Source organism: Mycobacterium sp. E3251 (assembly GCF_001666835.1).
Lineage (GTDB): Bacteria > Actinomycetota > Actinomycetes > Mycobacteriales > Mycobacteriaceae > Mycobacterium.
This window is the reverse complement of the sequence record NZ_LZJF01000067.1, coordinates 16,508-40,734: the sequence shown is the minus strand read 5'-3', so window position 1 is coordinate 40,734 and position 24,227 is coordinate 16,508. Positions and strand designations below refer to the sequence as shown.

23 protein-coding genes are annotated in these 24,227 nt (G+C 67.5%); 10 read left to right on the top strand and 13 right to left on the bottom strand.

Features of this window, described 5'->3' with window-relative positions; genetic code table 11:
• Positions 1-672, bottom strand: a complete 672-nt coding sequence (locus A5697_RS09815; RefSeq protein ID WP_068010106.1) for a TetR/AcrR family transcriptional regulator — start codon at positions 670-672, stop codon at positions 1-3.
• Positions 673-827: 155 nt separating this feature from the next.
• On the opposite strand from A5697_RS09815, the gene A5697_RS09810 reads away from it, so the two are divergent.
• A complete protein-coding gene (locus tag A5697_RS09810; RefSeq protein WP_068010143.1) occupies positions 828-2,594 on the top strand; it encodes an amidohydrolase family protein in 1,767 nt (588 codons plus the stop codon).
• 18 nt (positions 2,595-2,612) lie between these two features.
• Here the strand turns inward: A5697_RS09810 and A5697_RS09805 are convergent, their stop codons facing one another.
• Positions 2,613-3,176 (bottom strand): TetR/AcrR family transcriptional regulator, encoded by a 564-nt coding sequence (locus A5697_RS09805; RefSeq protein ID WP_197500965.1) that lies wholly within the window; start codon positions 3,174-3,176, stop codon positions 2,613-2,615.
• 177 nt (positions 3,177-3,353) lie between these two features.
• On the opposite strand from A5697_RS09805, the gene A5697_RS09800 reads away from it, so the two are divergent.
• Together A5697_RS09800 and A5697_RS09795 are read left to right on the top strand one after the other, a co-directional pair.
• Positions 3,354-3,914 (top strand): bifunctional 2-polyprenyl-6-hydroxyphenol methylase/3-demethylubiquinol 3-O-methyltransferase UbiG, encoded by a 561-nt coding sequence (locus tag A5697_RS09800; RefSeq protein WP_068010103.1) that lies wholly within the window; start codon positions 3,354-3,356, stop codon positions 3,912-3,914.
• A gap of 90 nt (positions 3,915-4,004) precedes the next feature.
• Positions 4,005-4,850: an enoyl-CoA hydratase-related protein gene (locus tag A5697_RS09795; protein WP_067943667.1), complete on the top strand. Its 846-nt coding sequence runs from the start codon at positions 4,005-4,007 to the stop codon at positions 4,848-4,850.
• On the opposite strand, the gene A5697_RS09790 is transcribed toward A5697_RS09795, so the two are convergent.
• Genes A5697_RS09790 through A5697_RS09755 form a run of 8 tightly spaced genes read right to left on the bottom strand, consistent with a single transcriptional unit; the run spans position 4,847 to position 13,483 of the window.
• The gene (locus A5697_RS09790; RefSeq protein WP_068010099.1) at positions 4,847-6,544 is read right to left on the bottom strand and encodes an FAD-binding protein; all 1,698 of its coding nucleotides are present in this window, start codon (positions 6,542-6,544) and stop codon (positions 4,847-4,849) included. The two genes, A5697_RS09795 and A5697_RS09790, sit on opposite strands and share 4 nt — an antisense overlap.
• Complete coding sequence (locus tag A5697_RS09785) at positions 6,541-7,935, bottom strand: SRPBCC family protein (RefSeq protein WP_067943663.1); 1,395 nt, start codon at positions 7,933-7,935, stop codon at positions 6,541-6,543. Before A5697_RS09785 ends, A5697_RS09790 begins: the two co-directional genes overlap by 4 nt.
• 18 nt (positions 7,936-7,953) lie before the next feature.
• Complete coding sequence (locus tag A5697_RS09780) at positions 7,954-9,489, bottom strand: acyl-CoA synthetase (protein WP_068010096.1); 1,536 nt, start codon at positions 9,487-9,489, stop codon at positions 7,954-7,956.
• Positions 9,490-9,498: 9 nt separating this feature from the next.
• Positions 9,499-10,371, bottom strand: a complete 873-nt coding sequence (locus tag A5697_RS09775) for an enoyl-CoA hydratase-related protein (protein ID WP_067943659.1) — start codon at positions 10,369-10,371, stop codon at positions 9,499-9,501.
• Positions 10,372-10,391: 20 nt separating this feature from the next.
• Positions 10,392-10,628 (bottom strand): lipoyl domain-containing protein, encoded by a 237-nt coding sequence (locus tag A5697_RS09770; RefSeq protein WP_067943657.1) that lies wholly within the window; start codon positions 10,626-10,628, stop codon positions 10,392-10,394.
• On the bottom strand, positions 10,621-11,637 hold the full coding sequence (locus A5697_RS09765; protein ID WP_067943655.1) for an alpha-ketoacid dehydrogenase subunit beta: 1,017 nt from the start codon (positions 11,635-11,637) through the stop codon (positions 10,621-10,623). Before A5697_RS09765 ends, A5697_RS09770 begins: the two co-directional genes overlap by 8 nt.
• Complete coding sequence (locus tag A5697_RS09760) at positions 11,634-12,614, bottom strand: thiamine pyrophosphate-dependent dehydrogenase E1 component subunit alpha (RefSeq protein ID WP_068010142.1); 981 nt, start codon at positions 12,612-12,614, stop codon at positions 11,634-11,636. The genes A5697_RS09765 and A5697_RS09760 overlap by 4 nt, the downstream gene beginning before the upstream one ends.
• Positions 12,615-12,619: 5 nt before the next feature.
• The gene (locus A5697_RS09755; protein ID WP_067943653.1) at positions 12,620-13,483 is read right to left on the bottom strand and encodes a mycofactocin-coupled SDR family oxidoreductase; all 864 of its coding nucleotides are present in this window, start codon (positions 13,481-13,483) and stop codon (positions 12,620-12,622) included.
• A gap of 273 nt (positions 13,484-13,756) precedes the next feature.
• Here A5697_RS09755 and A5697_RS09750 point away from each other — a divergent pair, with 273 nt between their 5' ends.
• The 3 genes from A5697_RS09750 (at position 13,757) to A5697_RS09740 (ending at position 16,999) form a co-directional block, all read left to right on the top strand.
• Positions 13,757-14,989: a CaiB/BaiF CoA-transferase family protein gene (locus A5697_RS09750; RefSeq protein WP_068010093.1), complete on the top strand. Its 1,233-nt coding sequence runs from the start codon at positions 13,757-13,759 to the stop codon at positions 14,987-14,989.
• Between the two features lie 113 nt (positions 14,990-15,102).
• Positions 15,103-16,467 carry a wax ester/triacylglycerol synthase domain-containing protein gene (locus A5697_RS09745; protein ID WP_068010090.1) on the top strand — a complete coding sequence of 455 codons (1,365 nt, stop codon included), beginning with the start codon at positions 15,103-15,105 and terminating at the stop codon, positions 16,465-16,467.
• 244 nt (positions 16,468-16,711) lie between these two features.
• Positions 16,712-16,999 carry an ANTAR domain-containing protein gene (locus A5697_RS09740; protein WP_067943646.1) on the top strand — a complete coding sequence of 96 codons (288 nt, stop codon included), beginning with the start codon at positions 16,712-16,714 and terminating at the stop codon, positions 16,997-16,999.
• A gap of 89 nt (positions 17,000-17,088) precedes the next feature.
• On the opposite strand, the gene A5697_RS09735 is transcribed toward A5697_RS09740, so the two are convergent.
• Positions 17,089-17,835 (bottom strand): IclR family transcriptional regulator, encoded by a 747-nt coding sequence (locus A5697_RS09735; protein ID WP_068010088.1) that lies wholly within the window; start codon positions 17,833-17,835, stop codon positions 17,089-17,091.
• 67 nt (positions 17,836-17,902) lie between these two features.
• Here A5697_RS09735 and A5697_RS09730 point away from each other — a divergent pair, with 67 nt between their 5' ends.
• Both A5697_RS09730 and A5697_RS09725 read left to right on the top strand, forming a co-directional pair.
• Positions 17,903-19,243 (top strand): FAD-binding oxidoreductase, encoded by a 1,341-nt coding sequence (locus A5697_RS09730; protein WP_068010085.1) that lies wholly within the window; start codon positions 17,903-17,905, stop codon positions 19,241-19,243.
• Positions 19,243-20,061: a DAPG hydrolase family protein gene (locus A5697_RS09725; RefSeq protein ID WP_068010083.1), complete on the top strand. Its 819-nt coding sequence runs from the start codon at positions 19,243-19,245 to the stop codon at positions 20,059-20,061. Before A5697_RS09730 ends, A5697_RS09725 begins: the two co-directional genes overlap by 1 nt.
• Before the next feature lie 7 nt (positions 20,062-20,068).
• Here the strand turns inward: A5697_RS09725 and A5697_RS09720 are convergent, their stop codons facing one another.
• Positions 20,069-21,031: a DMT family transporter gene (locus A5697_RS09720; RefSeq protein WP_082953317.1), complete on the bottom strand. Its 963-nt coding sequence runs from the start codon at positions 21,029-21,031 to the stop codon at positions 20,069-20,071.
• Between the two features lie 62 nt (positions 21,032-21,093).
• Between A5697_RS09720 and A5697_RS09715 the strand changes: the two genes are divergently transcribed.
• Complete coding sequence (locus A5697_RS09715) at positions 21,094-21,717, top strand: CGNR zinc finger domain-containing protein (RefSeq protein WP_067943748.1); 624 nt, start codon at positions 21,094-21,096, stop codon at positions 21,715-21,717.
• Here A5697_RS09715 and A5697_RS09710 read toward each other — a convergent pair.
• Positions 21,699-23,453: a DUF4407 domain-containing protein gene (locus A5697_RS09710; RefSeq protein WP_068010081.1), complete on the bottom strand. Its 1,755-nt coding sequence runs from the start codon at positions 23,451-23,453 to the stop codon at positions 21,699-21,701. The two genes, A5697_RS09715 and A5697_RS09710, sit on opposite strands and share 19 nt — an antisense overlap.
• Before the next feature lie 195 nt (positions 23,454-23,648).
• Here A5697_RS09710 and A5697_RS09705 point away from each other — a divergent pair, with 195 nt between their 5' ends.
• Positions 23,649-24,206, top strand: coding sequence for a hypothetical protein (locus A5697_RS09705; protein ID WP_067201090.1), 558 nt, complete (start codon positions 23,649-23,651; stop codon positions 24,204-24,206).
• Positions 24,207-24,227 lie beyond the last annotated feature (21 nt).

Genomic DNA, 24,227 nt, shown 5'->3' with positions numbered 1-24,227 from the left:
TCAGGATGCCTTGAACGGGCGCCGTCGCGTTCGCGGGGGCTCGGGGCTGTGCAGCGCGTCCATCGCACGCATCATCTGCGGGTAGGCGATCGCCGGTCCGAGCCAACGCGTGAGATAGCGCCGCAGATCGGCACCGCTGCGCGCCGGGCGTCCCGGGTCGGCGAGGAACGAATGCAGCACCCGCAGGCTGAATTCGTTCAATTCATCGAGGCCGGCTTCGTCGAAACCGTACCTCTCCCAATCGATGTCGTAGCGATGCAGCATCGAGCGGCCGAACGCCAGGGCGGTGTCGGAGATGATGGAGACCTTCTGCCCGCCGCGATGGCGTTGGTTGAGCACGAATTCGACCTGGTTGTCCGAGGCCAGCTCTTCGATGGCGTACGCAATTCCTTCGGTGATCGCCACGACGGGGTCGGTGACCCCCTCGAGGTGGGCCGCCATCCGATCCAGGAAGCCGTCGGCCGATCGCATCGCCGAGGCCACCAGCAGCGCCTGCGTCCCGGGGAAGTATCGATACACGGTCTGCCGGGTGACCCCGAGCGCCCGCGCCACGTCGGCGATCCGCAGCGCCGAGCCGGGCTCGGCAATGATCTTGTCGGCGGCATCAAGGATGCGCCCGATCGCCTCCTCGTCGGAGGCGGGCGTGTTCCCTGCCCAACCGTGACTGCGCATTTAGCGGGCGGCAAACCCGTAGTCGGTGATCCCCACAGCCGGATCATAGCGGCTGGGAGCAGGCGATCGTGGCTGGTTAACACGGGCGGACACTTCCGCGATTATGTATGCTCACTGCGGACCATGGGGGTGCCGCGCGGCAGGAAGGCCGAACTTTGCACTACGACACCGTGATCACCAACGGTCGCTGGTTCGACGGGACGGGTGCGCCGTCGGCGCGCAGAAACATCGGTGTGCGCGACGGCCGGGTCGCCACCATCACGCCAGAACCACTCGACACGGCGGGTGCCGATGTCATCGACGCGACGGGCCAGTGGGTGATCCCAGGGATCATCGACATCCACACGCATTACGACGTCGAAATACTCTGTGAGCCCGAGCTTTCCGAATCGCTGCGGCATGGCGTGACCACCGTGATGCTGGGATCGTGTTCGTTGTCCACGGTTTACCTGGACAACGTGGACGCGGGCGATATCTTCGGCCGCGTCGAGGCGATTCCCCGCCGCTACGTCATCGAGCACCTGGACACGGCCCGCTCATGGACCAATCCTGCGGAGTATGTCGCCGAACTCGAGCGGCGAAACCTGGGGCCCAACGTCGCCGCCTTCATGGGCCACTCCGACATGCGTGCCGCAACGATGGGGCTGGACCGCGCAACCCGCAAGGACGTCCGGCCGTCGGCCGCCGAGCTGGCGCGGATGGAGTCGATGCTGAACGAGGCGCTCGACGAAGGCTTCGTTGGGATGTCATCGCAGCAACTGCTGTTCGACAAACTCGACGGCGAGGTCTGCCGGTCGCGAACCCTGCCGTCGACGTACGCGACGTCCCGCGAACTGCGCCGGCTGAACGCTATCTTGCGGCGGCGCAACAAGATTCTGCAGTCGGGGCCCGACATCAAAAACCCGCTGTCGGTGGTGTCCCAGCTGGCGACGTCGCTGGGATTCGGCCGGCCCCGGTTGAAGACCAGCCTGCTCTCGGCGGCCGACATCAAGGCCATACCGCCGGTGATCCACCTGATGGACTCCCTGGCCCGAGCGGTGAACGCCCTGGGCGGTGACTTCCGGTGGCAGCATCTGCCGGTCCCGTTCGAGGTCTACGCCGACGGGATCTCGCTGGTGGTGTTCGAAGAGTTCGGCGCAGGCGCGGCGGCGCTGCACCTGCAGGGCGAGATCGAGCGCAATCAGCTGATGCGCGACCAGGACTACCGCCGGTGGTTCCGCGAGGACTACGACAAGAGGTTCGGGCCCCGGGTGTGGCACCGGGACTTCTTCGACGCCGAGATCGTCGCCTGCCCGGATGCGTCGGTGGTCGGCAAGTCCTTCGGCCAAGTGGGCCTGGACCGCGGCGGGCTGCATCCGGTCGACGCCTTCCTCGACCTGGTGGTGGAGCACGGCGAAAGCCTGCGCTGGCGGACCACGATCTCCAATCATCGCCCCGAGGTGCTCAAGAAACTGGCGCGGAACGAAACCGTCCAGATGGGCTTCTCGGACGCCGGCGCACACCTGCGCAACATGGCCTTCTACAACTCCGGATTGCGTCTGCTGCGGCACGTGCACGAGGCGGACAAGCACGGCTCCCCGTTCATGTCGATCGAGCGTGCCGTGCACCGGCTCACCGGCGAGCTCGGGTCCTGGTACGGAATCGACGCCGGCACCCTGCGCGAAGGGGACCGTGCCGACATCGTCGTGATCAACCCGGACAAGCTCGACGATTCGCTGGATCGCTACGCCGAGCATCCGGTGCAGTCCTACGGCGGCTTGTCCCGGATGGTCAACCGTAACGACGACACCGTCAGCGCCGTGTTGGTGGGCGGACGGTTGGCGTTCGGTGCCGGCGAGGCCGCACCGGCGCTGGGCAAGCAGAAATTCGGCCGCTTCCTGCGGGCGGACCAGACATCCAGGAACTTGACGCCGGTCGCTTAACCGTTGCCGGGCAGCGGCTTACGCCACGGATGCACCCAAAATCAGGTTGACGGCCTCGTCGAGTTGTCCCGCGATCTCATCGAAGCTGACGAACCGGGCGGTCATCAGCGCGCCGGAGAAAGTCATCTGCAGCGTCGATTTCACGGCGCGCGGCCAGCCCGGTCCCAGCGCGGCACCGATCCGGGTGCCGACCTCTTGGCCGATCTGCTCACGAATCGGCTTCACCGCCGGGTCATCTGCCATCAGGGCCGCGCCGCACGCCGCGGTCAGTTCGGGCTCGTCGGCTACCACGACGGCCATGTCTCGCAGGGTTGAGCTGACCCGGGTCTTGGTGGTGTCGTTGACATCGGTATGCAGCGGCAGCTCGCGGAGAAAGCGCAGGTACACCGCCGCGACCAGTGCGCTTTTCGACGGAAAGTAGGTGTAGGCGCTGGCCGGTGACACTCCGGCACGACTCGCCACCGAACGCATCGTCAGATTGGCGTACGACGACGCGCGCAGCTCCTCGAGCCCGGCGTCGAGGACCTTGCGGATCGTCTGTCCGGGCCGGCGGTCGGACCGACGAGCCGCATCTTTGGACACCGGTCCAGTGTAGGAAGGCGCCGAGAGCGCGAACAACCGTCTTCCGAATCTTGCCCGGCGGCGGATTTGCGCTACGCGCTGTTGTTTCGCGTCACCGCCGAACGGCGGTCCGGTACCCGCCGACGGCGATTTACAGACAGCTGTCCAGAACAGCTGGGCGCCCCTAGAGTGGCGGCTATGGCCGAAGCGGACCGGCAGCGCTGGGACGAGCGGTACGCGACCAAAGCACCGCCATCGATGGACGCGGTGGGACCACCCGACTTCTTGGCGCCCCACCTGGACGTACTGCCCACTGCGGGAAGGGCTCTCGATGTCGCATGCGGACCCGGACCGAGCGCGGTGTGGCTCGCGCTGCGCGGGCTCGAGGTGGTGGGCGTGGACGTCTCGCCGGTGGCGGTCGGTCAGGCGCGGGAGCTGGCTCAGCGCGCCGGCGTGAGCGATCGGTGCCGTTTCGAGGTCGCTGACCTCGATGACGGCCTGCCGGCCGGGCCGCCCGTGGACCTCGTCCTGTGCCATCGATTCCGGGACCGCCGCCTCGACCGGTTGATCATCGAACGCCTGGCGCCCGGCGGGCTGCTCGCGATCACCGTGCTGAGCGAAGTGGGAGCCGCCCCAGGCCCGTATCGCGCGGCCGCCGGCGAGCTACCCGCGGCGTTCGCCGAACTCGAGCAGCTGGCCGCCGGCGAAGGCGAGGGTCAGGCCTGGCTGCTTGCGCGCGCGGGACGCGAAGGCCGCTGAACGGCAAGCGTTTTCACCGCGTGAATCGGTGCTCACCGAAATGGCGTTTGGCGCTGCCATTTCGGCTCCCAGCCGGGTAATGTCACGCAGATGGAGCGGCGCGTTCTCGAAGCGGTCATCTACGAGCGCGAACCGCCGATCGCGCGGATCATCCTGAACCGGGTGGACAAGGCCAACACCAAGGACGCGGTCCTGGTCACCGAAGTCGACGAATGCCTGCACGAAGCCGACCGGGATAAAGAGATCAAGGTCGTCATCCTAAAGGCCAACGGAAAAGGGTTCTGCGGCGGGCATGTGGCCCGCTGGGGCCCTGACGAAAACCCGTATCCGGACTTCGGTGAGACGTTCGAGGACCTGTACAAGGGCACGGCCGACTTGTTCCTGTGGCCGACGCTGTACCTGTGGGAGTTTCCGAAGCCGACGATTTCCGCGATTCACGGCTATTGCATGGGGGGCGGGATCTATCTCGGTCTGCTGACCGACTTTTGCGTCGCGTCCGAGGATGCGTATTTTCAAATGCCGCTTGCTCAAAGCCTTGGCGAGCCCGGCGGGCACACCATGATCGAGCCGTGGTTGCTGATGAACTGGCATCGGACCATGGACTGGCTGCTGCTCGCCCCGACGCTCTCCGCGCAGGAAGCCCTCGACTGGGGCCTGCTCAACAAGGTGGTGCCGCGCGAAGACCTCGACGAAGTCGTCGAGGAGATGGCGCGCAAGATCGCTCAAATCCCATTGACCACACTGATGGCGGTGAAGAACAACGTGAAGCGCGCGTGGGAACTGATGGGCATGCGGGTGCACCTGCAGGTCAGCCACATCCTGACGAACATGGTCGGCGCCGCCTCCGACGTCCAGGCGCGGCGGGCCGAGCTGAAGCAATCGGGCATGAAGCCACGCGAATTCATCGGCCGCGACGAGAAGGATGCCGGGGCCTAGCCGCCTGGCTCGCCGGCGCCACCCCGGCGCCCGGCGTGCCGAGCCGCGACGTAGCCGAACACCATTGTGTACGCGATGCTTCCGCCGGCGCCCAGATAGTTGCGGCCCATCACCGTCGCGGTGATGTTGCCGGTCGCGTACAGTCCGCCGATCACGCGGTCGTCCTCGTCGAGCACCTGGGCGTGCTCGTTCGTGATCACGCCGCCGCACGTGCCGACATCGGCCGGAACGACTTTGGTGGCATAGAACGGTGACCGCTCGAGCGGACCGAGCGCGGCGTTGGGGCGATGCCCGGGATCACCCAGGCAGTCGTTGTACGCCGACTGACCGCGCCCGAAGTCGGGATCGAGGCCCTTGGCCGCAAAACCGTTGAAGCGCCTGATCGTCTGCTCCAGCGCGTCGGCCGGGACCCCCATCTGGTGCGCCAGCTCGCCGATGGTCTCACCGCGCATCACCGCGCCCCGTGTGATGAGTTCTTCGGGGAGGCGACGCTTCTTGAACGGGTTCGCCCCCGAAACGTACCGGCCGATGTAGCCCTCGTCGAAGACCATCCAGCACGGCACCGCCTTGTTCGCATACATCGCCTTGCCGACTTCGACGTACGAGTTGGACTCGTTGCAGAACCGCCTGCCGGTTCCGTCGACGTAGATGGCGCCGGGGCGCTGCCGCCCGCTGCCCAGCGCCTTCGCGGCGTCGCCCCCGTCGGCGATGAAAACCGACGGCAGCCACCAGGCCTCGTCCATCAGGTCGGTCTTGGCGCCCAGCCGGATCGCGGTCTGCAACACCTCGCCGGTGTCGCCGGCGTTCGCGATCGACCAGAGCCCCTCGTTCGGCTGGTCCCCGCTGTAGCGGCGGCGCATGTCCGCGTTGCGGCTGAACCCGCCCGCGGCCAGCAGGACGCCCTTCCGCGCCTCGATGTTCAGCGCCTCGCCGTGCCGTGAGACGCGCGCGCCTACGACCCGGCCATCCTCGACGATCAGGTCATCCATCGCCGCGCCCGTCCAGATCGGCGGCTCGCCGCGCAGATCGATCAGCACCTTGAGCATCTGACCGATGAGCGACGCTCCGTTGGTGAGGATCTCCCGACGGCGCAGCCGGGCGGCCCTGGTGCGCGCGAACACTCGCATCGCCACCGCGAAGGCTCGCGGCGACCGATTGAAGTACTGCACCGAACGCAGCTCGTTGGTCTTGAGCACGAACCCGCCATACGCCTTGGCCATCGAAGGCTGGACCCTGTCCCGCCAGGTCCCCAGAGCGGCGGCATCGTACGGGACGCACTCGATAGCACGACCGGCTTCGTTGCCCCCCTTGTGGTTCGGGTAATAATCGCTCCAGCCGGGGCACCGCACGAACCGAACACCCTTGCGGGTGAGGAAGTCGATCATTTCGTAGCCCGCGCTGAGGAACATCTCGCGGCGCGCCGGCGAGGAGGCCGGACCGATGTCACCGACGACGTCGTCGAAATAGGCCAGACCGTCCTCGTGCGAGTCCGGGATGCCCGCGGCGCGCATGAGCGGGTTGTTCGGCAGCCACACCATGCCGCCCGAGAGGCCGGTGGAACCGCCGACCAGGGCCTGCTTTTCGATCACCAGCGGCTCGATGCCGGAGTCGAGCGCCGCCAGCGCCGCGACCATGCCGCCCCCGCCGCTGCCCGCAATGAGCAGATCCACGGAGCGGTCCCACCGGGTGGTCATCGTGCCTCCGCGCGCAAGGCCAGGTCGGCGACCGGTACGTCGATGGTGGTGTTGGTCTTCTGGATCGCGGGAACCAACGCCTCGTGCGGCAGGCCGGCGAGAAAGCCGTCGACGACGCGTTCGAAGTTGGAGATCAGGCCCTCGATCTGGTCCGACAGGCGCATGTACTCGAAGCCCTTGGAGTGCAACCCTTTCTGCTGCCTCGGCAGATTGGAGAAGTCTTGCGCTGGGATCGGTGGCCAGCGCGGGTCGTCGGGCGCCATCGGCTCCGGGGGCTGGGGCCTGCCCGCGGAAACATCGTCGGGGAACCGGGTGAGGGACCAGATCTCGAACAGGGTGTCCTCGGGGCCCAGCGGGCGGATGCGGTAGGACGACGCGCTGCTGTAGGTGGGCAGGATGAAGTAGTGCGGGAAGCAGAACCCGATCGCGTCGGTGATCCCGCGGCGGACCAGCTCGTTGAGGTCGGGCATGGTGCTGCCCCGGGCCCGGTGCCAGCTGACGACGGCGTCGTTGAGGGCGCCGCGCCAGGCATTCATCGCCGCGGCGGGATCGGCGGGGAGCTCAATGTTCTGCAGTCCCTCGGCGATTCGGATGTCGTTGTCGTGCGTCATGCCGCCCATGCCGGTGCCGAGGGTACGCATGAAGTACAGGCTGCTCGCGACGACGGGGTGCACCGATTTGACGGGGCCGCCGTTCTGCGCGGAGGGCAGCAGCTGCGGATGGGTCTGGGGGACGTGGTAGCCCTCCATGAACGCCGCCGCCGCCAGCTTCCAGTTCACCGGCAGCCGGCAGGACTGCCACCACTCGACCCGCAGCGATTCCACCTGCCAGGCGTCGTAGGTCGACGCGAAGGGCTCCAGGCAGTCACGCAGCGCGGGGGCCCCGTCGTCGAGGTTGATCCACGCGCACCCGCCCCAGGTCTCACATCGCACCGAAACCAGCTGCAGGTCTTGCGGATTCATGTTTTCGTCGGCGAACGCCTCGGGCCGCAACACGAATGTGCTGCGCCCGTCGAGGCCCCAGCACCAGCCGTGGAAGGGGCAAACGAAAGTTCGCCGGGAACCCCCGCCTTCCACGAGTTTCACCCCGCGATGGCGGCACGCGTTGTGGTAGGCCCGCACCGTGTCCGCGTCGACACGCACCACGATGATCGACTGGTCGAGGATCTCGTATTCGACGAAGTCGCCGGGTTTGGGAATCTCCTCGAGCCGGCATGCCATCTGCCAGACGCGCGGCCAGAAGGCCGCCGCTTCCAGCGCGAAGAACTCGGCGTCGTAGTAGCGCTGCTTGGGAATGCGATCGACGGTCTGGACCGCCCACGGCACCGGCAGCGGTGTCCAGGTCCTGTCCGTGCCCACCGGGCTTGTCGCTGAGTCTGTCTTGGAAGCCATCTCGCCATCCCTCTTCGGTTACACGATTCGCGTTGTCCGCCCCTGCCAGTAACGCTCGCGAATGCGTCTCTTGTACAGCTTTCCGTTCGGGTCCCGTGGCAATTCCGGAACGAATTCGACGGTGCGCGGGCACTTGTAGCCGGCCAGGTGCGCTCGGCAGTACTCGATGAGCTCCGCCTCGAGGTCGGGCCCTGGACGGACGCCGTCGACCGGCTGTACGACGGCCTTGACCTCCTCGCCGAACTCGTCGTTCGGGACGCCGAAGACGGCCGCGTCAACGAGCTTGGGATGCATGATCAGCAGGTTCTCGACCTCCTGGGGGTAGATGTTCACCCCGCCGGAAACGATCATGAACGTGGACCGGTCGGTGAGATAGAGGTAGCCGTCGTCGTCGACGTACCCCATGTCGCCCAGGGTGCGCCAGCCGCGGTCGTTGTACACCGAGGCGGTCTTGGCGGGGTCCTTGAAGTATTCGAAGTCGGGTCCGCCTTCGAAGAAGAGCTCACCGGCGTGCCTGGCGGGCAACTCGGCGCCGTCTTCTCCGATCACGTGCACCGGTGTCATCGGTCTGCCCACCGAACCGGGGTGGGCCAGCCATTCCTCGGGACCGATGGTCGTCCCCGCGAATCCCTCGGTGCCGCCGTAGTATTCGTGGATGATCGGCCCGAACCACTTCATCATGTGGTGCTTGACGTCGACCGGGCAGGGCGCGGCCGCGTGGATCACACATCGCAGGCTCGACACGTCATACTTTTCCCGAACCGCCCTGGGCAGCTTGAGCATCCGCACGAACATGGTGGGCACGAACTGGGCGTGCGTCACGCGGTGGGTCTCGATCAATCGCAAGACGGTCTCGGCGTCGAACTTGCGCATGAGAATCGCCGCGGCGCCGACGCGGTTGACCGCCATGGTGTAGTTCACTCCGGCGGCGTGGTACAGCGGTGCGGGGGAGAGGTACACGCTGGACATGCTCATTCCGTACTTGTGAGTCAGCGCTAGCTCCAGCACCGCCTGAGCCCAGGAGCCGTTGCCGTCGGTCGGAAGGGGCCGGCGGACCGCCTTGGGCCGACCCGTGGTGCCCGACGAGTACAGCATTTCCGACCCGTCCGACGCGGGCGGCGCGGCACCGGCCGTCGCGAGCGCCTCCTCGTAATCCCGCCAGCCGGGCAGGGCTCCCCCCACCGCGAGGCGAATGGTGACGGCAGGGTTGGCCGCGCGGACGTGGGCGGCAAGCTCGGGCATGGTCGCGTCGACGAAGACCGCCCGCGCATCGGAGTCCCCGATGACGTAGGCGACCTCGTCCGCGGTGAAGTGGGTGTTGACCGCGGTGTAATACAGGCCGGAAAGCTGACAGGCCCAGGTGATTTCGAGGAACTCAGGCCGGTTCGGCGAGATCAGGGCCACGCCGTCGCCGGGGCGCAGTCCAGCCTCGTGCAACACCGCCGCGACGCGCCGGCTGCGGGCGTACAGCTCGGAGTGCGAGATCGTGCCACCGTCCGCGACGATGAGGGCCGGCGCCTGTCCGGCCCTCTTGGCGTGATCGGCGAGGTTCACTGGCGGCGCCTATGAAGGTGACGCGCCATCGGTCGTTGCGGCCGCCGCGGCCTGGCGCCGTGCGTGCTCGGACGGCAGCACCTTGTCCCTGAACACCGTCTGGATCAGCTCCTGGACGTCCTTGCTAATGGAAGCCAGGGCGACGAGGTCGTTCGAGCTCTGCCAGTGCACCCGCATGCCCATCAGCTCCCAGGCCCGCTTCAGATTGGCCTTGGTGAGCATCAGCGTCGTCAACGGCGCCTGGGCGATATGCCGGGCGATCGCCTCGACACGATCGTCGAGCTGGTCGCGCGGGACCACTTCGTTGACGAGGCCAACCTCCAGCGCCTTTTTGGCGTCGATCACCTCCGCGGTGAACAGGTAGTAGGCGGCCCGCCGCCAGTTCATGAAAACCCAAGGCTCAATGGAACATTCGCCGGAAGGCATGCCGAAACCCTGCAGCGGCGGATACGAGAAGTAGGCATCCTCGGCGGCGATGACGATGTCGGTGGTCAGGCCCATGTGCGTGCCGCCACCGACGCAGTAGCCGTGCACCTGAGCGATCGTTGGCTTGGAGAACTCCCACAGGTTCAGGGTTGGCTTGACGAACAGATCGGATTGCGCCTTCCACGGGTGGCCCGTCACCATGGCGTTCTCCACGAACGACGGGTAGTCGACGGCGTTGTTACCGATGGCGTGTCCCGAGCAGAAGCCCTTGCCGTTGGCCTTGAGGACGAGCACCTTGATGTCGTAGTCGCGGTCGGCGTCCAGCAGGGCGGCGTCGACCTCTTCGGCCAGCTTCTGGTCCTGGGCATTCGCCTTCTCCGGCCAGTTGAGCGTGACGCGGGCGATGGGCCCCTCTTTTTGGTAGATGATTCTCTCGCGAGTCTCGTTGAGATCCATGCGTTTCACCTTTCGTTGGTTCAAGAAGTGATGACGCCGATTTCGGCGCCGATGTCGTAGGTGGTCCCGACCCGGCCCGTCCATTGCACGGTGCCCGAGGCCCCCGCTTCGATCTCCTGTTCCACCTTCTCGGTGGCGATCACGTAGAGGGGTGTGCCCGCGTCCACGTGCTGGCCGGCGTCGACGAGGAGCCCGGTGAGCTCGGCCTCCGACACGGCCACCGAGACGCGCGGAATGCGAATGATGAAGTCAGCCACGCGCTTTCGCCTCCGCCAGCGTCCTCCCGAAGGTCTTCAGCGCCGCCGCGACGATTCGTGCCGGCGAGGGGTATACCTGCGCCTCGAGCGCCGCCGCGGCCGGGTTGGGGACGAATCGGGCGGCCACTCGTTCGACGGGCGCGGCCAGCTCGGAGAACAGCTCCGAGTGCAGGATCGCGGCGAGTTCGGCTCCGGGGCCGGCGAATTGGACCGCGTCATGGATGATGACGGCACGGCGGGTACGGCGGGCGGAGTCGACGATGGTCTCGACGTCGAGCGGCACCAGGGTGCGCAGATCGACGACCTCGGCGCTCACGCCCTGTTCGTCCAGCGTGTCCGCGGCGGTGAGGGCGTCGTGCACGCACCGTCCGTAGGCGATCAGGCTCACGTCGGTGCCCGGCCGCTTGATGTCGGCTCGGCCCAGCGGGATCGAGAACGCGGGATCGACGGGGACGGGACCTTTCTTGCCTTGCAGCCGAATGGTTTCGACGAACAGGCAGGGATCCTCGTCGAAAATCGCCGATGTCAGGAGGCCCTTCCCGTCGCGGGGTGTGGACGGCACGATCACCTTCATGCCCGGGATGTGCATGAACCATGCCTCGAGGCTTTGCGAATGCGTGGCACCGGTGGCCAGCCCGGCGTAGACCTGGGTGCGGATGGTGATCGGTGCCGTTGTGCGTCCGGCGGTCATGAACCTCAGCTTGGCCGCGTTGTTGATCAGCTGGTCGGCCGCGATGCCGATGAAGTCCATGATCATGATCTCGGCCACCGGCAGCAGCCCGTCGATGGCGGCGCCGATGGCCGCGCCGACGATCGCCGCCTCGGAGATCGGTGTGTCCAGGACACGGTCGTGACCGTACTTCGTCGACAGGCCCGCGGTCGGTCCGGACGCACCCGGATCGGCGATGTCCTCACCGAGCAGGAACACCCGGTCGTCGGCGGCAAGCGCTTGATCCAGCGCGAGGTTGAGCGCCTCGCGCATCGTCATCTCCCGCTCCTGCGTGTTCATACCGGGAACCCGATCGGGGTCGCGTACACATCCCGGTCCAGCTCGTCGATGGACGGGGAATCGGCGCCCATCACGGTTTGCAGCGCCGCTTCCACCGCCGCCAGCGCCTCGCCGTCGATGCGGTCGAGTTCGTCGGAAGCGCAGATGCCGGTGGCGGCGAGGTGGCTGCGGAACCGGGGGACCGGGTCGGCTTCCATCGCGGCGGCAAGTTGATCCTTGGGAATGTAGGGCATCCGGTCGCCGAAGTAATGGCCTCTAAAGCGGAACGTGACGCATTCGATGAAGCTGGGGCCGTCACCGGCGCGGGCCCGCCGCAGCGCGTCCTCGAGTGCGGATTTGACCGCCAGCGGGTCGTTTCCGTCGACCCGCACCCCGGGCATGCCATAGCCGGCCGCCCGGTCGGCGACGCGTTCGAGCTTCATGGTGTCGGCCGTGGGCGTCATCTCCGCGTACTGGTTGTTCTGGCAGACGAAGACCATCGGCAGGTCCCACAGCGCCGCCATGTTCGCCGCCTCGTGGAACGACCCGGTGTTGGTGGCGCCGTCACCGAAGCTGACCACCGTGACGCGATCGGAGCCCTTGCGTTTGGCCGCCATCGCCAGTCCCACCGCCACCGGTGGCCCGGCCCCGACGATCCCGGTCGAAAGCATCACGCCCATAACGGGATTGGCGATGTGCATGGTGCCGCCCTTGCCCCGGCTGGCGCCGACGGTGCGGCCCATCATCTCGCCGTAGATCTCCTCGAGCGGGACGCCCTTGCCGATGAGGTCGTGCAGGCCGCGGTAGGTGGTCACCAGCTGATCGTCGGGGCGCAGCGCCACGCCCATCGCGGCGGCAATGGCCTCCTGGCCGCGCGAGGGCCAGTAGACGCACATGAACTCGCCCGTGCCGATGCCTTTGAACAGCCGGTCATCGGCCGCCTTCATCAGCACCATCAGCTCGTACAGCCGGCGCTCGACGTCGGGGGAGTCGGTCATCGATGTCACGCACCCGACCACGGCTTGACCTTGAGGAAGCCGCCGCCGTCGACACGGAGCTGCTGCCCGGTGATGTAGCGCGCCGCGTCGGAGGCCAGGAACAACACTGCCTCGCTGATGTCCTCGGGCTCGACGTAGGGGATCGGCATCGCCTGCACGAGCGGGAAAACCGGTTCGGCGTCCTCGCGCGTCGGATCCTTCAGGTCCGGCCGGAAGGCCCGATACATGGGAGGGCTGTGCAGCATGTCGGTGTTGACATTGGTGGGGTGCACCGCGTTCATCCGGATGGAGAATCGGGCGAGCGCCAGGGCGAAGTCGTTGACGTAGTGCGCGGCAGCCAATTTCGCGAAGGCATACCCCGCGCCGCCGGGGCCCCCGTCGATGCCGGTGGTGTTCATCGACGACATGAACGCCGCATTGGAACCGATCACGATGATCGACGCGCCGGCCTGCAGATGTTTGAGGCTCGCGTGCACCAGGTTCAGCACTCCGACCAGGTCCACGTCCACGGCGTCGGCGAAGGCCTGCGGCGGCAGGCCCGCGGTGAGCGGGCAGATGCCCGCGTTGGCGACGACGACGTCGAGATGCCCCAACTCGGCGACGCCCTCATCGATCGCGGTGGACAGGGCCACCCGGTCGCGAACGTCCGCGACCGCGGTGAACGCGCGCTGGCCCTCCTTCTCGACCAGCCGGGCCGTCTCGTCGAGGTCTTCCCGCCGGGCCAGGGGATACTCGTTGGTCTCGATGTCGGCGCACAGGTCCACCGCAATGATGTCCGCGCCTTCGGCAGCCAGCATCCGCGCGTGCGAACGGCCTTGGCCTCGCGCGGCGCCACTGATCACGGCCACCTTGCCGGTTACCCTGCCCATCGCCCGTCCTTCGTCCGTGTATCTGCATCGCAACTCTCGTTGGGGCCCAACGGCATTGGTTTGCGTCGCCGCCGGTGCGGCCGCAACGACTCCGTCGGCCGCACGTTTTCGCGGGGATATGCGGGGGGCGTCGGAATCGTGCCAACGGTCGGATCCATCGCATCTCTTCCACGAAAAACTGCTCTGACCTGCGGTTGGGCTACCACTACGCCCTAGACTAGCTAGAATATCTAAAATAGCAAGGAATGAACGGGTCGACCGAGGGAGTTGGCGATGTCTGGCGTGCGCGGTGGTGTCCTGCACGGGGTGCGGGTGGTCGAATTGGCATCGTGGACCTACGTGCCATCGGCCGGTGCGGCCCTGTCGGACTGGGGCGCCGACGTGATCAAGGTCGAGGGTGTCGCCTCGGGTGACCCCGGGCGCGCGCTGGTCGTCGGCGGCTTCACCCGGCAGGCGGCGCGCCCGGACGCCGACTTCATCCTCGAGCTGGGCAACCGCGGTAAGCGCAGCATCGCCATCGACATCAAATCCGACACGGGTCGCGAGCTGTTCGGCCGCCTGTTGGCCAGTGCCGATGTGTTCCTTACCAATTGGCTGCCGGGTGCGCTCGAGCGGGCCCGGCTGACCGTGGACGACATCCGCTCGTTCAACCCGAAGATCATCATCGCGCGAGGCACCGGTCTGGGGGTGCGGGGGCCGGACCGCGACCGTGGCGGGTTCGACGCGGCCACCTACCTGGCGCGCGGCGGGGTCGCGTACACGCTCACGCCGTTCGGCACGGACACGCCCGCGGTGCAGGGTCCGGGGTTCGGTGATCTTCAAGGTGGGGCGACGCTCGCCGGTGGCGTTTGCGCCGCGCTGTTCCACCGCGAACGCACCGGCGAACCGACGATCGTCGACTCCTCGCTGCTGGCGCAGGCGATGTGGGCGATAGCGCCGTCCATCTCGGCGGCCGATTTCTTCGACATCGACGGGATCCCGGGCGCACCGCCGGGGCTGGCCATCAACCCGCTGGTGAACAGGTACAAGACCCGCGACGGCAGGTGGATCCAGTTGGTGTTCTTGCAGCCGGACAAGTTCTGGGCAGGGTTCTGTGAGCGAGTCGGCCTGGCCGAGCTGGCCACCGATCAGCGATTCGTGCCGTCGAGCAACCTGATCGCCAACGCCGCGGAGGCCACGGAGATCCTGACCAACGCGTTCGCCCGCCACGATCTCGCCCACTGGCAGAAGGCGCTCGAGGAGGAGCCGGGCGTGTGGGGCGCCCTGGCGACGCCGCGGGAAACGCTCAACGATCCGCAGGTCGAACCGAACGGGTACGTGGTGACCAACGTCGACGACCACGGCGAGAAGTACCGCATTGTCGCCGCGCCCGTCCAGTTCGACGAGACTCCGCCGGCGCCCGCGCGTGCGCCCGAACACGGCCAGCACACGGAAGAGATCCTGCTCGAGCTCGACGTCGATTGGGACGACATCGCCAGGGCGAAGGATCGGAAGGCGATTCTGTAGGGCGCCGGGCAGTCGACGAAAGGCGCTAACTGTGGGGACCAAAGTCATCGGCTGCCGATAACCCGGTGACCTAGGGCGCCCGCAGTCGTACGTTCGGTGCAAGGAGCACCGACATGACTGCATTCATGCGCGCCACCGACGCGTTCACCTGGGCGATGGAGACTGACCCACGGCTGCGATCGACGGTGGTCAGCGTCGTACTTCTGGACCGGACCCCGGACTGGGGGGAGGTGCGGAAGCGGTTCGACCTGATCAGCCGCACGTTGCCCATGTTCCGGCAGCGGGTGGTGCAGTCGCCTCCGCCGGTCCCGCCGCGATGGGAGTATTACCGGGACTTCGACCTCGATTACCACCTGCGGCGAGCAACGGTCTCCGCCCCCGGAACGCTCGACGACGTGCTCGAGATGGCCCGATTGGCCGAGATGCAGGACTTCGATCGGGCCCGCGCGCTGTGGGAAACGACGTTCGTCGAGGGTCTGGAAAACGGCGGCGCGGCCGTGATCTGCAAGTTTCACCACGCGCTCACCGACGGGGTCGGCGGGGTCCAGATCGCGATGCACCTGTTCGACCTCTCGGAAGACCCGTATCCCGTGGAACCCATGCCGCCCGAGCCGCAGGTCGTGGGCCCAGCGCTGCTCGGGCCCTACCGCGACGCCGTGCGGTACGACACCGGCTTGCTCAACAGCGCCCTGACGGGGGCAGTTTCCCTGGTGCCACGTTTGATGTACGACGGCGTCCGGCGCCCCGTCGCCACCATCCGGTCCGCGGCGACCACCGCGGCATCGGTCTACCGAACCGTCCGGCCGATCAGCCGAACCGGGTCACCGCTTGCGACGGACCGTGGCCTGATCCGGCGTCTCGGGGTGCATCAGGTGCCGACGCGTCCGCTTCGGGAAGCGGCGCACCGTTGCGGTGGGGCGCTGAACGACGCGTTCGTCGCCGGGGTGGCGGGCGGGCTTCGCCTCTACCACGAGAAGCACGGCGTGGCGGTGAACGACTTGCACATCACCATGCCGATCAGTCTGCGGACCGAAGCCGATGGCATTGGCGGGAACCGGATCACGCTGATGCGCTTCGACGTGCCCGTCGGCGAGGCGGATCCGGCGAGGCGCATCGCGGCGATACGGCAGCGCACCGCGGCGGTACGGAACGAAAGATCGCTGCCCTACACGCAATTGATCGCCGGGGTGCTCAACCTGGTGCCCCGGTGGTACATCGGTTCGGTGCTGCGCCATGTCGATTTCGTGGCCAGCGATGTGCCGGGCGTTCCGGTGCCCGTCTACCTCGGCGGCGCTGCGGTGCGGGCGCAGTACGCGTTCGGGCCCACCATCGGTGCGGCGGTCAACGTCACGCTTCTCACCTATGTCGACACGTGTGGTCTCGGGTTGAACGTCGATACCACCGCGATACCCGACTACGACGTCTTCCATGACGCTATGGTCGCCGGCTTCGACGAATTATTGTCTTTGGCAACCTGATCCGAAGTTCATGGATTACGGCACCGGGCAGGCACTTCACCGGATTGGTTGATTAGCAACCGATCCCGGAACGGTCACAGGCAGGTATCGATCTCGGCGGTTGTCTGGCACAACGCGAAATATCGACAAATCATGGCACAGGGCGCCTTTGAGGTTTGCGGCCGCGATGATGCGTTGCGCAGGAATTCCTCGTCCGCTTTGCGAGTAGCGGATTCGTGACGGCGCCGCAGGAGGTATCCACAACATGACGACGAACTGGGTTCCCGCCCAGACCTCGTGCGGCCCACACTCTGGTCGCATCCTCGACACCGCGCGCGGCATTCTCATCGGCCTTCGCCGATGCCCGTCGGAAGCTGCCTTGGACGAATTGCACAGCGCGGCATTGCGGCACAAGGTGCCGGTATTCGCGATGGCGTGGGCGCTGGTACACCTGGCCGGCGACGGCGAAAAGACACCGAGCTTCACCGACGCGCAATCGGCGGCCCGGCACGAGTGGGGAACGCTGTTCTCCTCCGCCGCATTGCCCTGCTGAGCGGGCATCAAGACGTTGGGACGGCCGAGCTTTCGAGGGGTAACCCGGCCGTCTCCAACTCCAGTCGGCGTCACCGTGCTCGGCCGACCCTAGCGCGGCCAGGCCGCCGATTCGCCGGCCGCGCGCAATGCCGCCACGATGCGCTGTTCCTTTTCCCGGAAGCGCTCCGTAGGTGCCGGCACCGAGATAGCAACCAGATTGTCGCCCAACGCGCGTCGTGCGATCGCGGCCGCCGAAATTCCCGGTGTGTGTTCGTCTCGATCGAAAGCGATTCCGGTGCGCCGGATCTCGGCCACCTCGGCGCGGAGTCGGTCGGCGGACCCGGGATCCAAGCGAGAGATCACCGCCTCGGCGTCGGCGCCGTCGAGCGCCGCCAGGGCCGCTTTGCCGTTGGCGGTCGACTCCAGGGGGAACCGGACGCCGACAGCCGACACGGCGCGAAGCCGATGCGACGATTCGATCTGGTCGACGAACCACATTCGCCGGCCACGCAATACCGAGAGGTCGACCGTCTCGCCGTCGGTCGCGCGCGCTACCCGTTCGATCGTTGGCCGGAACACCGCCGCGATGTGCGCGCCGTCGGAATTGCCGAACGCCAGCAATCGGTCGCCGAGGGAGAAACGGCCCTGTGGATCGACACTGGCGAGTCCGACCTCGACCAGGCCCACCAGCAGCCGACGGACCGTCGACTTGGCCAGCCCGAGTCGCTCACCGAGGTCGACCAGACGCAACCGTCCTGGCTCGGCGGCGATCTCGTCCAGCGCGGCGGCGGCGCGCCGCAATACCTGGATCCCCTCGTCGCGTCCCGCTGCAAAGTTTTCCCCCGAGGACGGCATTCGTCTACTATAGTGTTCCGCATCGCGAATCGTAAAGATCCGTAATGCGAATCAGAGGAGATTCCAGATGAGCGGGCTACCGGCCGGGCGGCACTATTTCCGCGGCGACGACGGCTACGAGGCGGCCCGTCGTGGCACCGTCTGGCACCAGCGGGTGCCCGAACGCTACCCCGAAGTGATCGTGCAGGCCGTTGACACCGACGACATCGTCGCCGGTATCCGCCATGCGAAGGCCCACGGGCTGAAGGTCAGCATCGTCTCGGGCGGCCACAGCTTCGCGGCCAGCCACCTGCGCGACGGCTCCGTGCTGCTCGACGTCAGCCGTCTCGACCACGTTTCCATCGACGCCGAAAAGGGGCTCGCCCGAGTGGGTCCGGGCAAGGGCGGCAGCCTGCTCATGGCCGACCTCGAGGCGCAGGGCCTGTTCTTTCCCGGGGGTCACTGCAAAGGGGTCTGCCTCGGTGGCTACCTCTTGCAGGGCGGATACGGCTGGAACAGCCGCATTTGGGGCCCGGCCTGCGAGAGTGTCGTGGGCCTCGATGTCGTCACCGCCGAAGGCGAACGGATTCACTGCGACGCCAGCAACAACGCCGATCTCTACTGGGCTGCCCGTGGTGCCGGACCCGGATTCTTCGCCGTGGTCACGTCGTTCTATCTGAAGCTTTATCCGCGCCCCGCCGCCTGCGGCACCAGCGTCTATGTCTATCCGTTCGAGCTCGCCGACGAGGTCTTCACGTGGACCCGCGCGGTCAGTGCCGAAGTGGACCCCCGAGTCGAGCTGCAGGCCGTGGCATCCCGCGGCGAACCGAACATGGGCATCGACACCCCGGTCATCTCGCTGGCGTCACCCGCCTTCGCGGACTCCGATGCGGAGGCGGAAAAGGCGCTCGCCCTGTTCGGCACCTGCCCGGTCGCCGATCAGGCGCTGGTCAAAATCCCTTATATGCCAACCGATCTGGCGACCTGGTACGACGTCGCGATGAGCCACTATCTGTCCGATCATTACTACGCGGTCGACAACATGTGGACGTCGGCGCCGGCCGAGGACCTGCTTCCGGGCATCCGGACGATCCTGGACACCATGCCCCCGCACCCGGCGCATTTCCTGTGGCTGAACTGGGGCCCGTGCCCTCCCCGCCAGGACATGGCCTACAGCATCGAGGGCGACATCTACCTGGCCCTCTACGGTTCGTGGAAGGACCCGGCCGACGAGGCGAAGTACGCCGACTGGGCGCGGTCCAACATGGCCGCGATGTCCGAATTCGCCATCGGGATTCAGCTCGCCGACGAGAACCTCGGCCAGCGTCCGGCGCGGTTCGCCAGCGACGCCGCGATGGCCAAACTCGACCGCGTGCGCGCCGAGTACGACCCCGACGGAGTGTTCAACAGCTGGATGGGGCGGCTCTGATGGCCGGCGACCTGTATCTGGGGTATCGCGGTGACGACGCGAAGACCCCGTTCGGCAAGTTCTTCACGCCCGAGATGGCCCCGCTGCCACGCCATGTCGTCGAGGCACTCGAACACGGCCCACAAGGCGCCATGGCGCTGTCGTCGTTCGACGAGGCCGCGCGCGTCGCCGACGACGGATACCAGCGGACCGAGAACGGTTATGGGGTCCTCGACGACGGTGGCTACCAGGTGTCGGTCCGCACCGACATGCCGGGCGTCACGCCGCAGATGTGGTCGTGGTGGTTCGGCTGGCACGGCTGCGACACCCGCCGTTACAAGCTGTGGCATCCCCGGGCCCATCTGCACGCCGCCTGGAAAGACGGCTCGGGCGTTGAAGACGACGGCCGCCGGGGCGCCGAACGCTACGTCGGCCGCTGGTCACTGATCAGCGAGTACATCGGCTCGACAATGCTCAACGGCGCAATCCAATTCGTCGATCCGGCGGCGATGGGCTGCCCGCCCGACGGCGCCGGTGCGGTGGCGATCTGCGCCCGCTTGGGATCCAGCGAGGCCCCGGTGGACGTCGGATGGTTCATTCACCACGTCCGGTCGACGCCGAACGGGGCCGAGATGCGGTCACGATTCTGGATGGGCGGACGGCACATCGAAGTGCGCAACGTCCCCGGTGTCGCATCACGCGCGGTGCGCCCGATCGCCTCGCGGGTGCTCGGTAACGCGGAAGCCGGCGCTCGCAATCTGATGGTCCACTGCGCCCAGGAGATGAATCACCTGGCGGCCTTCCTGCCGGAACTCTATGCCGCCTTCGGCGACGAATAGGCGGATCCTAGCGCTGGGCGCCCGACGGCGGACGCACTGCGCGAACCGCGGAACGATCGGGCGCATCCACGTCCTGTGATGCGTTGGCCGGCATGGCAATTCGTGTGCTTCCGAGATATCCCGCCAGCAGCACGAGTGCGCAACCGGCAAGCTGAAGGGGAGACGGGCGCTCGCCGAGCGCGACCGCGCCGAGCGCGACAGCGCCCACCGGGGTGAGCAACAGGAGGGCGGAGCTCACCGTGCTGGGTAGCCGGCCCGAGCAGAACGCGACAAGCAGCCAGCCGAACAATTGCCCGGTGATGGCAACCAGTGTCAACCACGCGAGGGCGCGCCAGCCCGGCCAGATGTCCAGACCATGCCACCACGGGCCGACGGCCACCGCCACGATCCCGGACGTCGCGAGCACGACGCCATAAGTCTGAATGGGCCTGCCGGCTTGCCCGCCGCGCCGCAGCAGGAACAGGAAACCGGAGTAGCAGACCGCTGCGCCCACAGCGTGCACCGTTCCGCGGGTCGGATCGGAGCCCGAAAGTCCTTGCTCGAGTACGCCACCGGCGAGCAGCACGCCAACCAGCAGGGCGGGCAGCGTCAGCAGGAATCGGCGCGAAATCCGCTCCCGATCGGCCAGCCAGCTGAGCACCGGGACAATAGCGACTTGGGCATTGACGATGACCGTGGACAAGCCGGCGCCGACTTCCGGGATGGCCTGCGTCCACAGCAACATGTCGCCGGCGAACAACACGCCACACACGATCGCCGACAGCAGCCCGCGCCGTGGCAAGCCACCGCGGTGTTGCCATTCGGGGATCGCAAGGATCACGACCACGGGCAACGCGATCAGACAGCGCGCGGCCGTGGCGGTGGCCGGCGTAGCGGCGGCCAGCTTGAGCAGCACCGCTGACGCCGACACGGACAAGGCGCCGATTGCCAACCCGGCCCGGTCCAGTGAGTGTGCGGGAATCCGGCTCATGGTCGGGCGGATACCCGTCGTGCTAATGGTTAAATCATTCTTTACCCATTAGCATGTTCCTGATGGCGCGGTCGGAAGCGGCCAATCTCGATCTGCGCGGAGGCCATCCCGCAGTCGATTTGGTCAACACGGTGGCATGGCGAGGTGACCCACAGCGCCGTGCGGACTATTTATCGGACTATCCGGACCTGGTGGCTTGGGCGCATCACGCAGGGGTGTTGTCGCTTCGCGAGGCGCGCACCCTCGCCGCGGACGTCGTCTTGGACCGCGTTGCCGCCACCGGAGCGCTGCATCGGACGAAGCTGCTCAGGGAGGCCCTGCACCGCATCTGGACGGGGTGCGCTTCGGCCGGAGATTCCGGGAAAGTCGCCGACGCCTACCGATCCGCGCTGCGGGCCAGCCGCCTGGTCGTCGGTCAGGATGCCGCGAACTGGGAGGAGTCCGCGCTGACGGCGCAAACCCCACTGCACCGGCTCGCGGTCGAAGCGGTGACCTTCCTGACCGAGGTCCCGGGCTCGCGCATCAAGCGATGTGGCGACGACCAGTGCGGATGGCTGTTCCTCGACACCAGCCACCGGCAGAACCGCCGCTGGTGCAGTACGGCCGACTGCGGCAACAGGGCCCGGGTCCGTCGGTACTACGAGCGCACCAGGGACGGCTCAGATCGTCAAGCCGGCGGGAGCTGACGCGGTCCGGAGGGCGAATCCAGTTCGGCCGGCCCCTCGCGCTGCGTCAATTCCGGGTCGGTGCCGCGCTCCGATGCGCCCAGCGACGGGCCGTGCCGCCCTCGGCTGCCCTGCCGGCTGGTCACCGGCGCGCGGTCAACACGTGACGAGTCGATGAATCCCGCGGTGCCGGAAGGGGATTCGTTCGCATCGGCGGGCCGGCTGCCGCCGCCGCCGGGGTCGGAGCTTTCGGAGTCGACCGTCACTCTGTGGGTGCGCCTGAACGCGAACGTGATCTCCTCGACCTCCTCGAACACCTGCCGCGCGGTGCGCAACGGTGCGGTCGTGGTGTCGATCACCCGGGCGACGAAAGGCGGCACCAGCGGGCGGATCCAGCGCGCCGCGGCCTTGGTGGCGTCCGGAATCGACGGAATCGACGGGGTGCCACGCTCTTGGTGCGGCTCCAACTCTCGTCCGACGGGCGCCGGCAGGTTCTCCACGCCGGCACTCTCAGCCGGGACGGGCGGGGCGAGGGCCGCGCGGGTGGCGGCCTCGGCTTCGGCGGCGATTGGCAGGTAGATGTCTTCGTCGGCCGGCTCGAAGGTGCGTTGTGACGGCGCCAGCACCGGGGAATCGAAGGCGTCCACGATGCGTCGGCGCTGCTGCTCGCGGTCGATCTCGGTCTGGGCCTCGATGGCAAGCCGGGCCTGGGTGAGCTGGTGCTCGGCCCACATGATTTCGGCCTCCCGGCGAACCTCGGCCCGCTTGATCGCGATCGCCGTGTCCGCCTCGAGTTCCGCGCGTTCCCGCTCCGCCCGCGCCGCCGCATGGCGATCGTGGCTGGTCTCGCCGCGCCACCGCCCCAGGATCAGCGGTAGCAGGTAGACCAGGACGCAGAACGCGATGGTCAGCAGCCGCAACGTCAGCGCCCCGAGGTCGGCGGAGGTCAGGTCGTTCATCGCGACCCAGCGCGCGCCCAGGCCACGATCGGCGCCCGCGATGACGCCGTGGCGTGCCTCGCCCACCGCGCGCGCCTCGCGGGAGATCTCGGCGTCCAACCCCGGCGCCTGGCGATCCCGGGCCGCCAGCGCGTCGTCCAGTTCACGCTGGGCGTCCGCGAGGATCTCGTTCGCCGTGCGCGTTTCGGGTCCGGCGCCGGGCACACCGGTGATCCGGGTTTGCGGGCAGGTGGGGGTGGGATGGTATTCGCAGCGCGCGATGACCAGGGCCTGGTCCTGCTGCTGGTGAGCGCGGTCGACGGCCGTGTCGAGCGCGGTGCGTGCGTCCCGGCTTTGTTGCAGGGACGCCGTCGCCTGCGCGACCGCCGGCGTGGAGCCAGCGTTGTGCAGGGCGCGCTCGTCGAGACGGTGATCGATCGAGCCGGAGAGCAGGACGACTGCGGCCAATTCACCCACCGTGACCCCGAGGGCGGCCGCGACCAGCGCGCGTGCGGCGAGGCCGGCCCGACCGCGGCCCGTCCCGGTCGTGATGGCGCGGGTGACCGCGCCGACCAGCAGACCGAAGAGCAACGTCAGCGGCGCGACCGAATAGAGCGGCCAGCGAGCCGACTCGCTCACCGCCAGGGCCGCGACGAGCCACGCCAGCAGCCCTCCGAACAACACCACCGCGCCCGTGATGGCGTGCGTGGACCGCTCGTCGCGCTCACTCAGCTCCAGCCGATGGCCGCCGCCAAGCCAGGTGAGTAGGCCCGCGGGCGAGAAGTCCGAGCGCCGCTCGGGAATTTTCTGGGCGCACATCAAAACACCTCCCAAGTGATCAAGCCTCCCAGGCCACCACCCGCCGGATCGAATCGAAGCGCCCGGCCTGTGGCGTGCTTCACAGCACCCGCCCGGGATCACCGGTGATCCCGGGAGGGTGCGACGAACGCGGATTTCTGCGACGCGAGCAGATCAGCGTCGGTTCCGGCGGCCGACATGAGACGGTATAAGCCTATGGAGACTCACGATTATGTCACCTACGAAGAGTTCGGACGCAGATTCTTCGAGGTCGCTGTCACCCCGGAGCGTGTCGCCGCCGCGTTTGCCGACATCGCCGGCAACGAGTTCGCCATGGAGCCCATCGCGCAGGGGCCCGGCGGGATCGCCAAGGTCAGCGCCAACGTCAAGATCCACGAACCCAAGGTCACCCGCCGCCTGGGCGACAGCATCACGTTCGTCATCCACATCCCCTTGTCGATCGATCTGCTGCTCGACCTTCGGCTCGACAAGCAGCGGTTCGTCGTGTCCGGGGACATCGCGTTACGGGCCACGGCGCGCGCCGCCGAACCGCTACTGCTGATCGTCGATGTCGCGAAACCGCGGCCCTCCGATATCACCGTCAACGTGTCGTCGAAGTCCTTCCGCGGCGAGGTGCTGCGGATCCTCGCCGGCGTCGATGGCGAGATCCGCCGGTTCGTCGCGCAGTACGTCGCCGAGGAAATCGACGCGCCCCAGTCGCAGGCCGCGCAAATCATCGACGTGGCGAAGCAACTACAGGAAGCCTGGCCCTAAAGGCGCCGCTAACGCGTAAGC

Bases quoted from the DNA above. Each gene is read 5' to 3' on its own strand.
- A5697_RS09815 (WP_068010106.1), bottom strand. From the start codon at position 672: ATGCGCAGTCACGGTTGGGCAGGGAACACGCCCGCCTCCGACGAGGAG.
- A5697_RS09800 (WP_068010103.1), top strand. From the start codon at position 3,354: ATGGCCGAAGCGGACCGGCAGCGCTGGGACGAGCGGTACGCGACCAAA.
- A5697_RS09795 (WP_067943667.1), top strand. From the start codon at position 4,005: ATGGAGCGGCGCGTTCTCGAAGCGGTCATCTACGAGCGCGAACCGCCG.
- A5697_RS09790 (WP_068010099.1), bottom strand. From the start codon at position 6,544: ATGACCACCCGGTGGGACCGCTCCGTGGATCTGCTCATTGCGGGCAGC.
- A5697_RS09785 (WP_067943663.1), bottom strand. From the start codon at position 7,935: ATGGCTTCCAAGACAGACTCAGCGACAAGCCCGGTGGGCACGGACAGG.
- A5697_RS09775 (WP_067943659.1), bottom strand. From the start codon at position 10,371: ATGGATCTCAACGAGACTCGCGAGAGAATCATCTACCAAAAAGAGGGG.
- A5697_RS09765 (WP_067943655.1), bottom strand. From the start codon at position 11,637: ATGAACACGCAGGAGCGGGAGATGACGATGCGCGAGGCGCTCAACCTC.
- A5697_RS09760 (WP_068010142.1), bottom strand. From the start codon at position 12,614: ATGACCGACTCCCCCGACGTCGAGCGCCGGCTGTACGAGCTGATGGTG.
- A5697_RS09755 (WP_067943653.1), bottom strand. From the start codon at position 13,483: ATGGGCAGGGTAACCGGCAAGGTGGCCGTGATCAGTGGCGCCGCGCGA.
- A5697_RS09750 (WP_068010093.1), top strand. From the start codon at position 13,757: ATGTCTGGCGTGCGCGGTGGTGTCCTGCACGGGGTGCGGGTGGTCGAA.
- A5697_RS09745 (WP_068010090.1), top strand. From the start codon at position 15,103: ATGACTGCATTCATGCGCGCCACCGACGCGTTCACCTGGGCGATGGAG.
- A5697_RS09740 (WP_067943646.1), top strand. From the start codon at position 16,712: ATGACGACGAACTGGGTTCCCGCCCAGACCTCGTGCGGCCCACACTCT.
- A5697_RS09735 (WP_068010088.1), bottom strand. From the start codon at position 17,835: ATGCCGTCCTCGGGGGAAAACTTTGCAGCGGGACGCGACGAGGGGATC.
- A5697_RS09730 (WP_068010085.1), top strand. From the start codon at position 17,903: ATGAGCGGGCTACCGGCCGGGCGGCACTATTTCCGCGGCGACGACGGC.
- A5697_RS09725 (WP_068010083.1), top strand. From the start codon at position 19,243: ATGGCCGGCGACCTGTATCTGGGGTATCGCGGTGACGACGCGAAGACC.
- A5697_RS09720 (WP_082953317.1), bottom strand. From the start codon at position 21,031: ATGAGCCGGATTCCCGCACACTCACTGGACCGGGCCGGGTTGGCAATC.
- A5697_RS09715 (WP_067943748.1), top strand. From the start codon at position 21,094: ATGGCGCGGTCGGAAGCGGCCAATCTCGATCTGCGCGGAGGCCATCCC.
- A5697_RS09710 (WP_068010081.1), bottom strand. From the start codon at position 23,453: ATGTGCGCCCAGAAAATTCCCGAGCGGCGCTCGGACTTCTCGCCCGCG.
- A5697_RS09705 (WP_067201090.1), top strand. From the start codon at position 23,649: ATGGAGACTCACGATTATGTCACCTACGAAGAGTTCGGACGCAGATTC.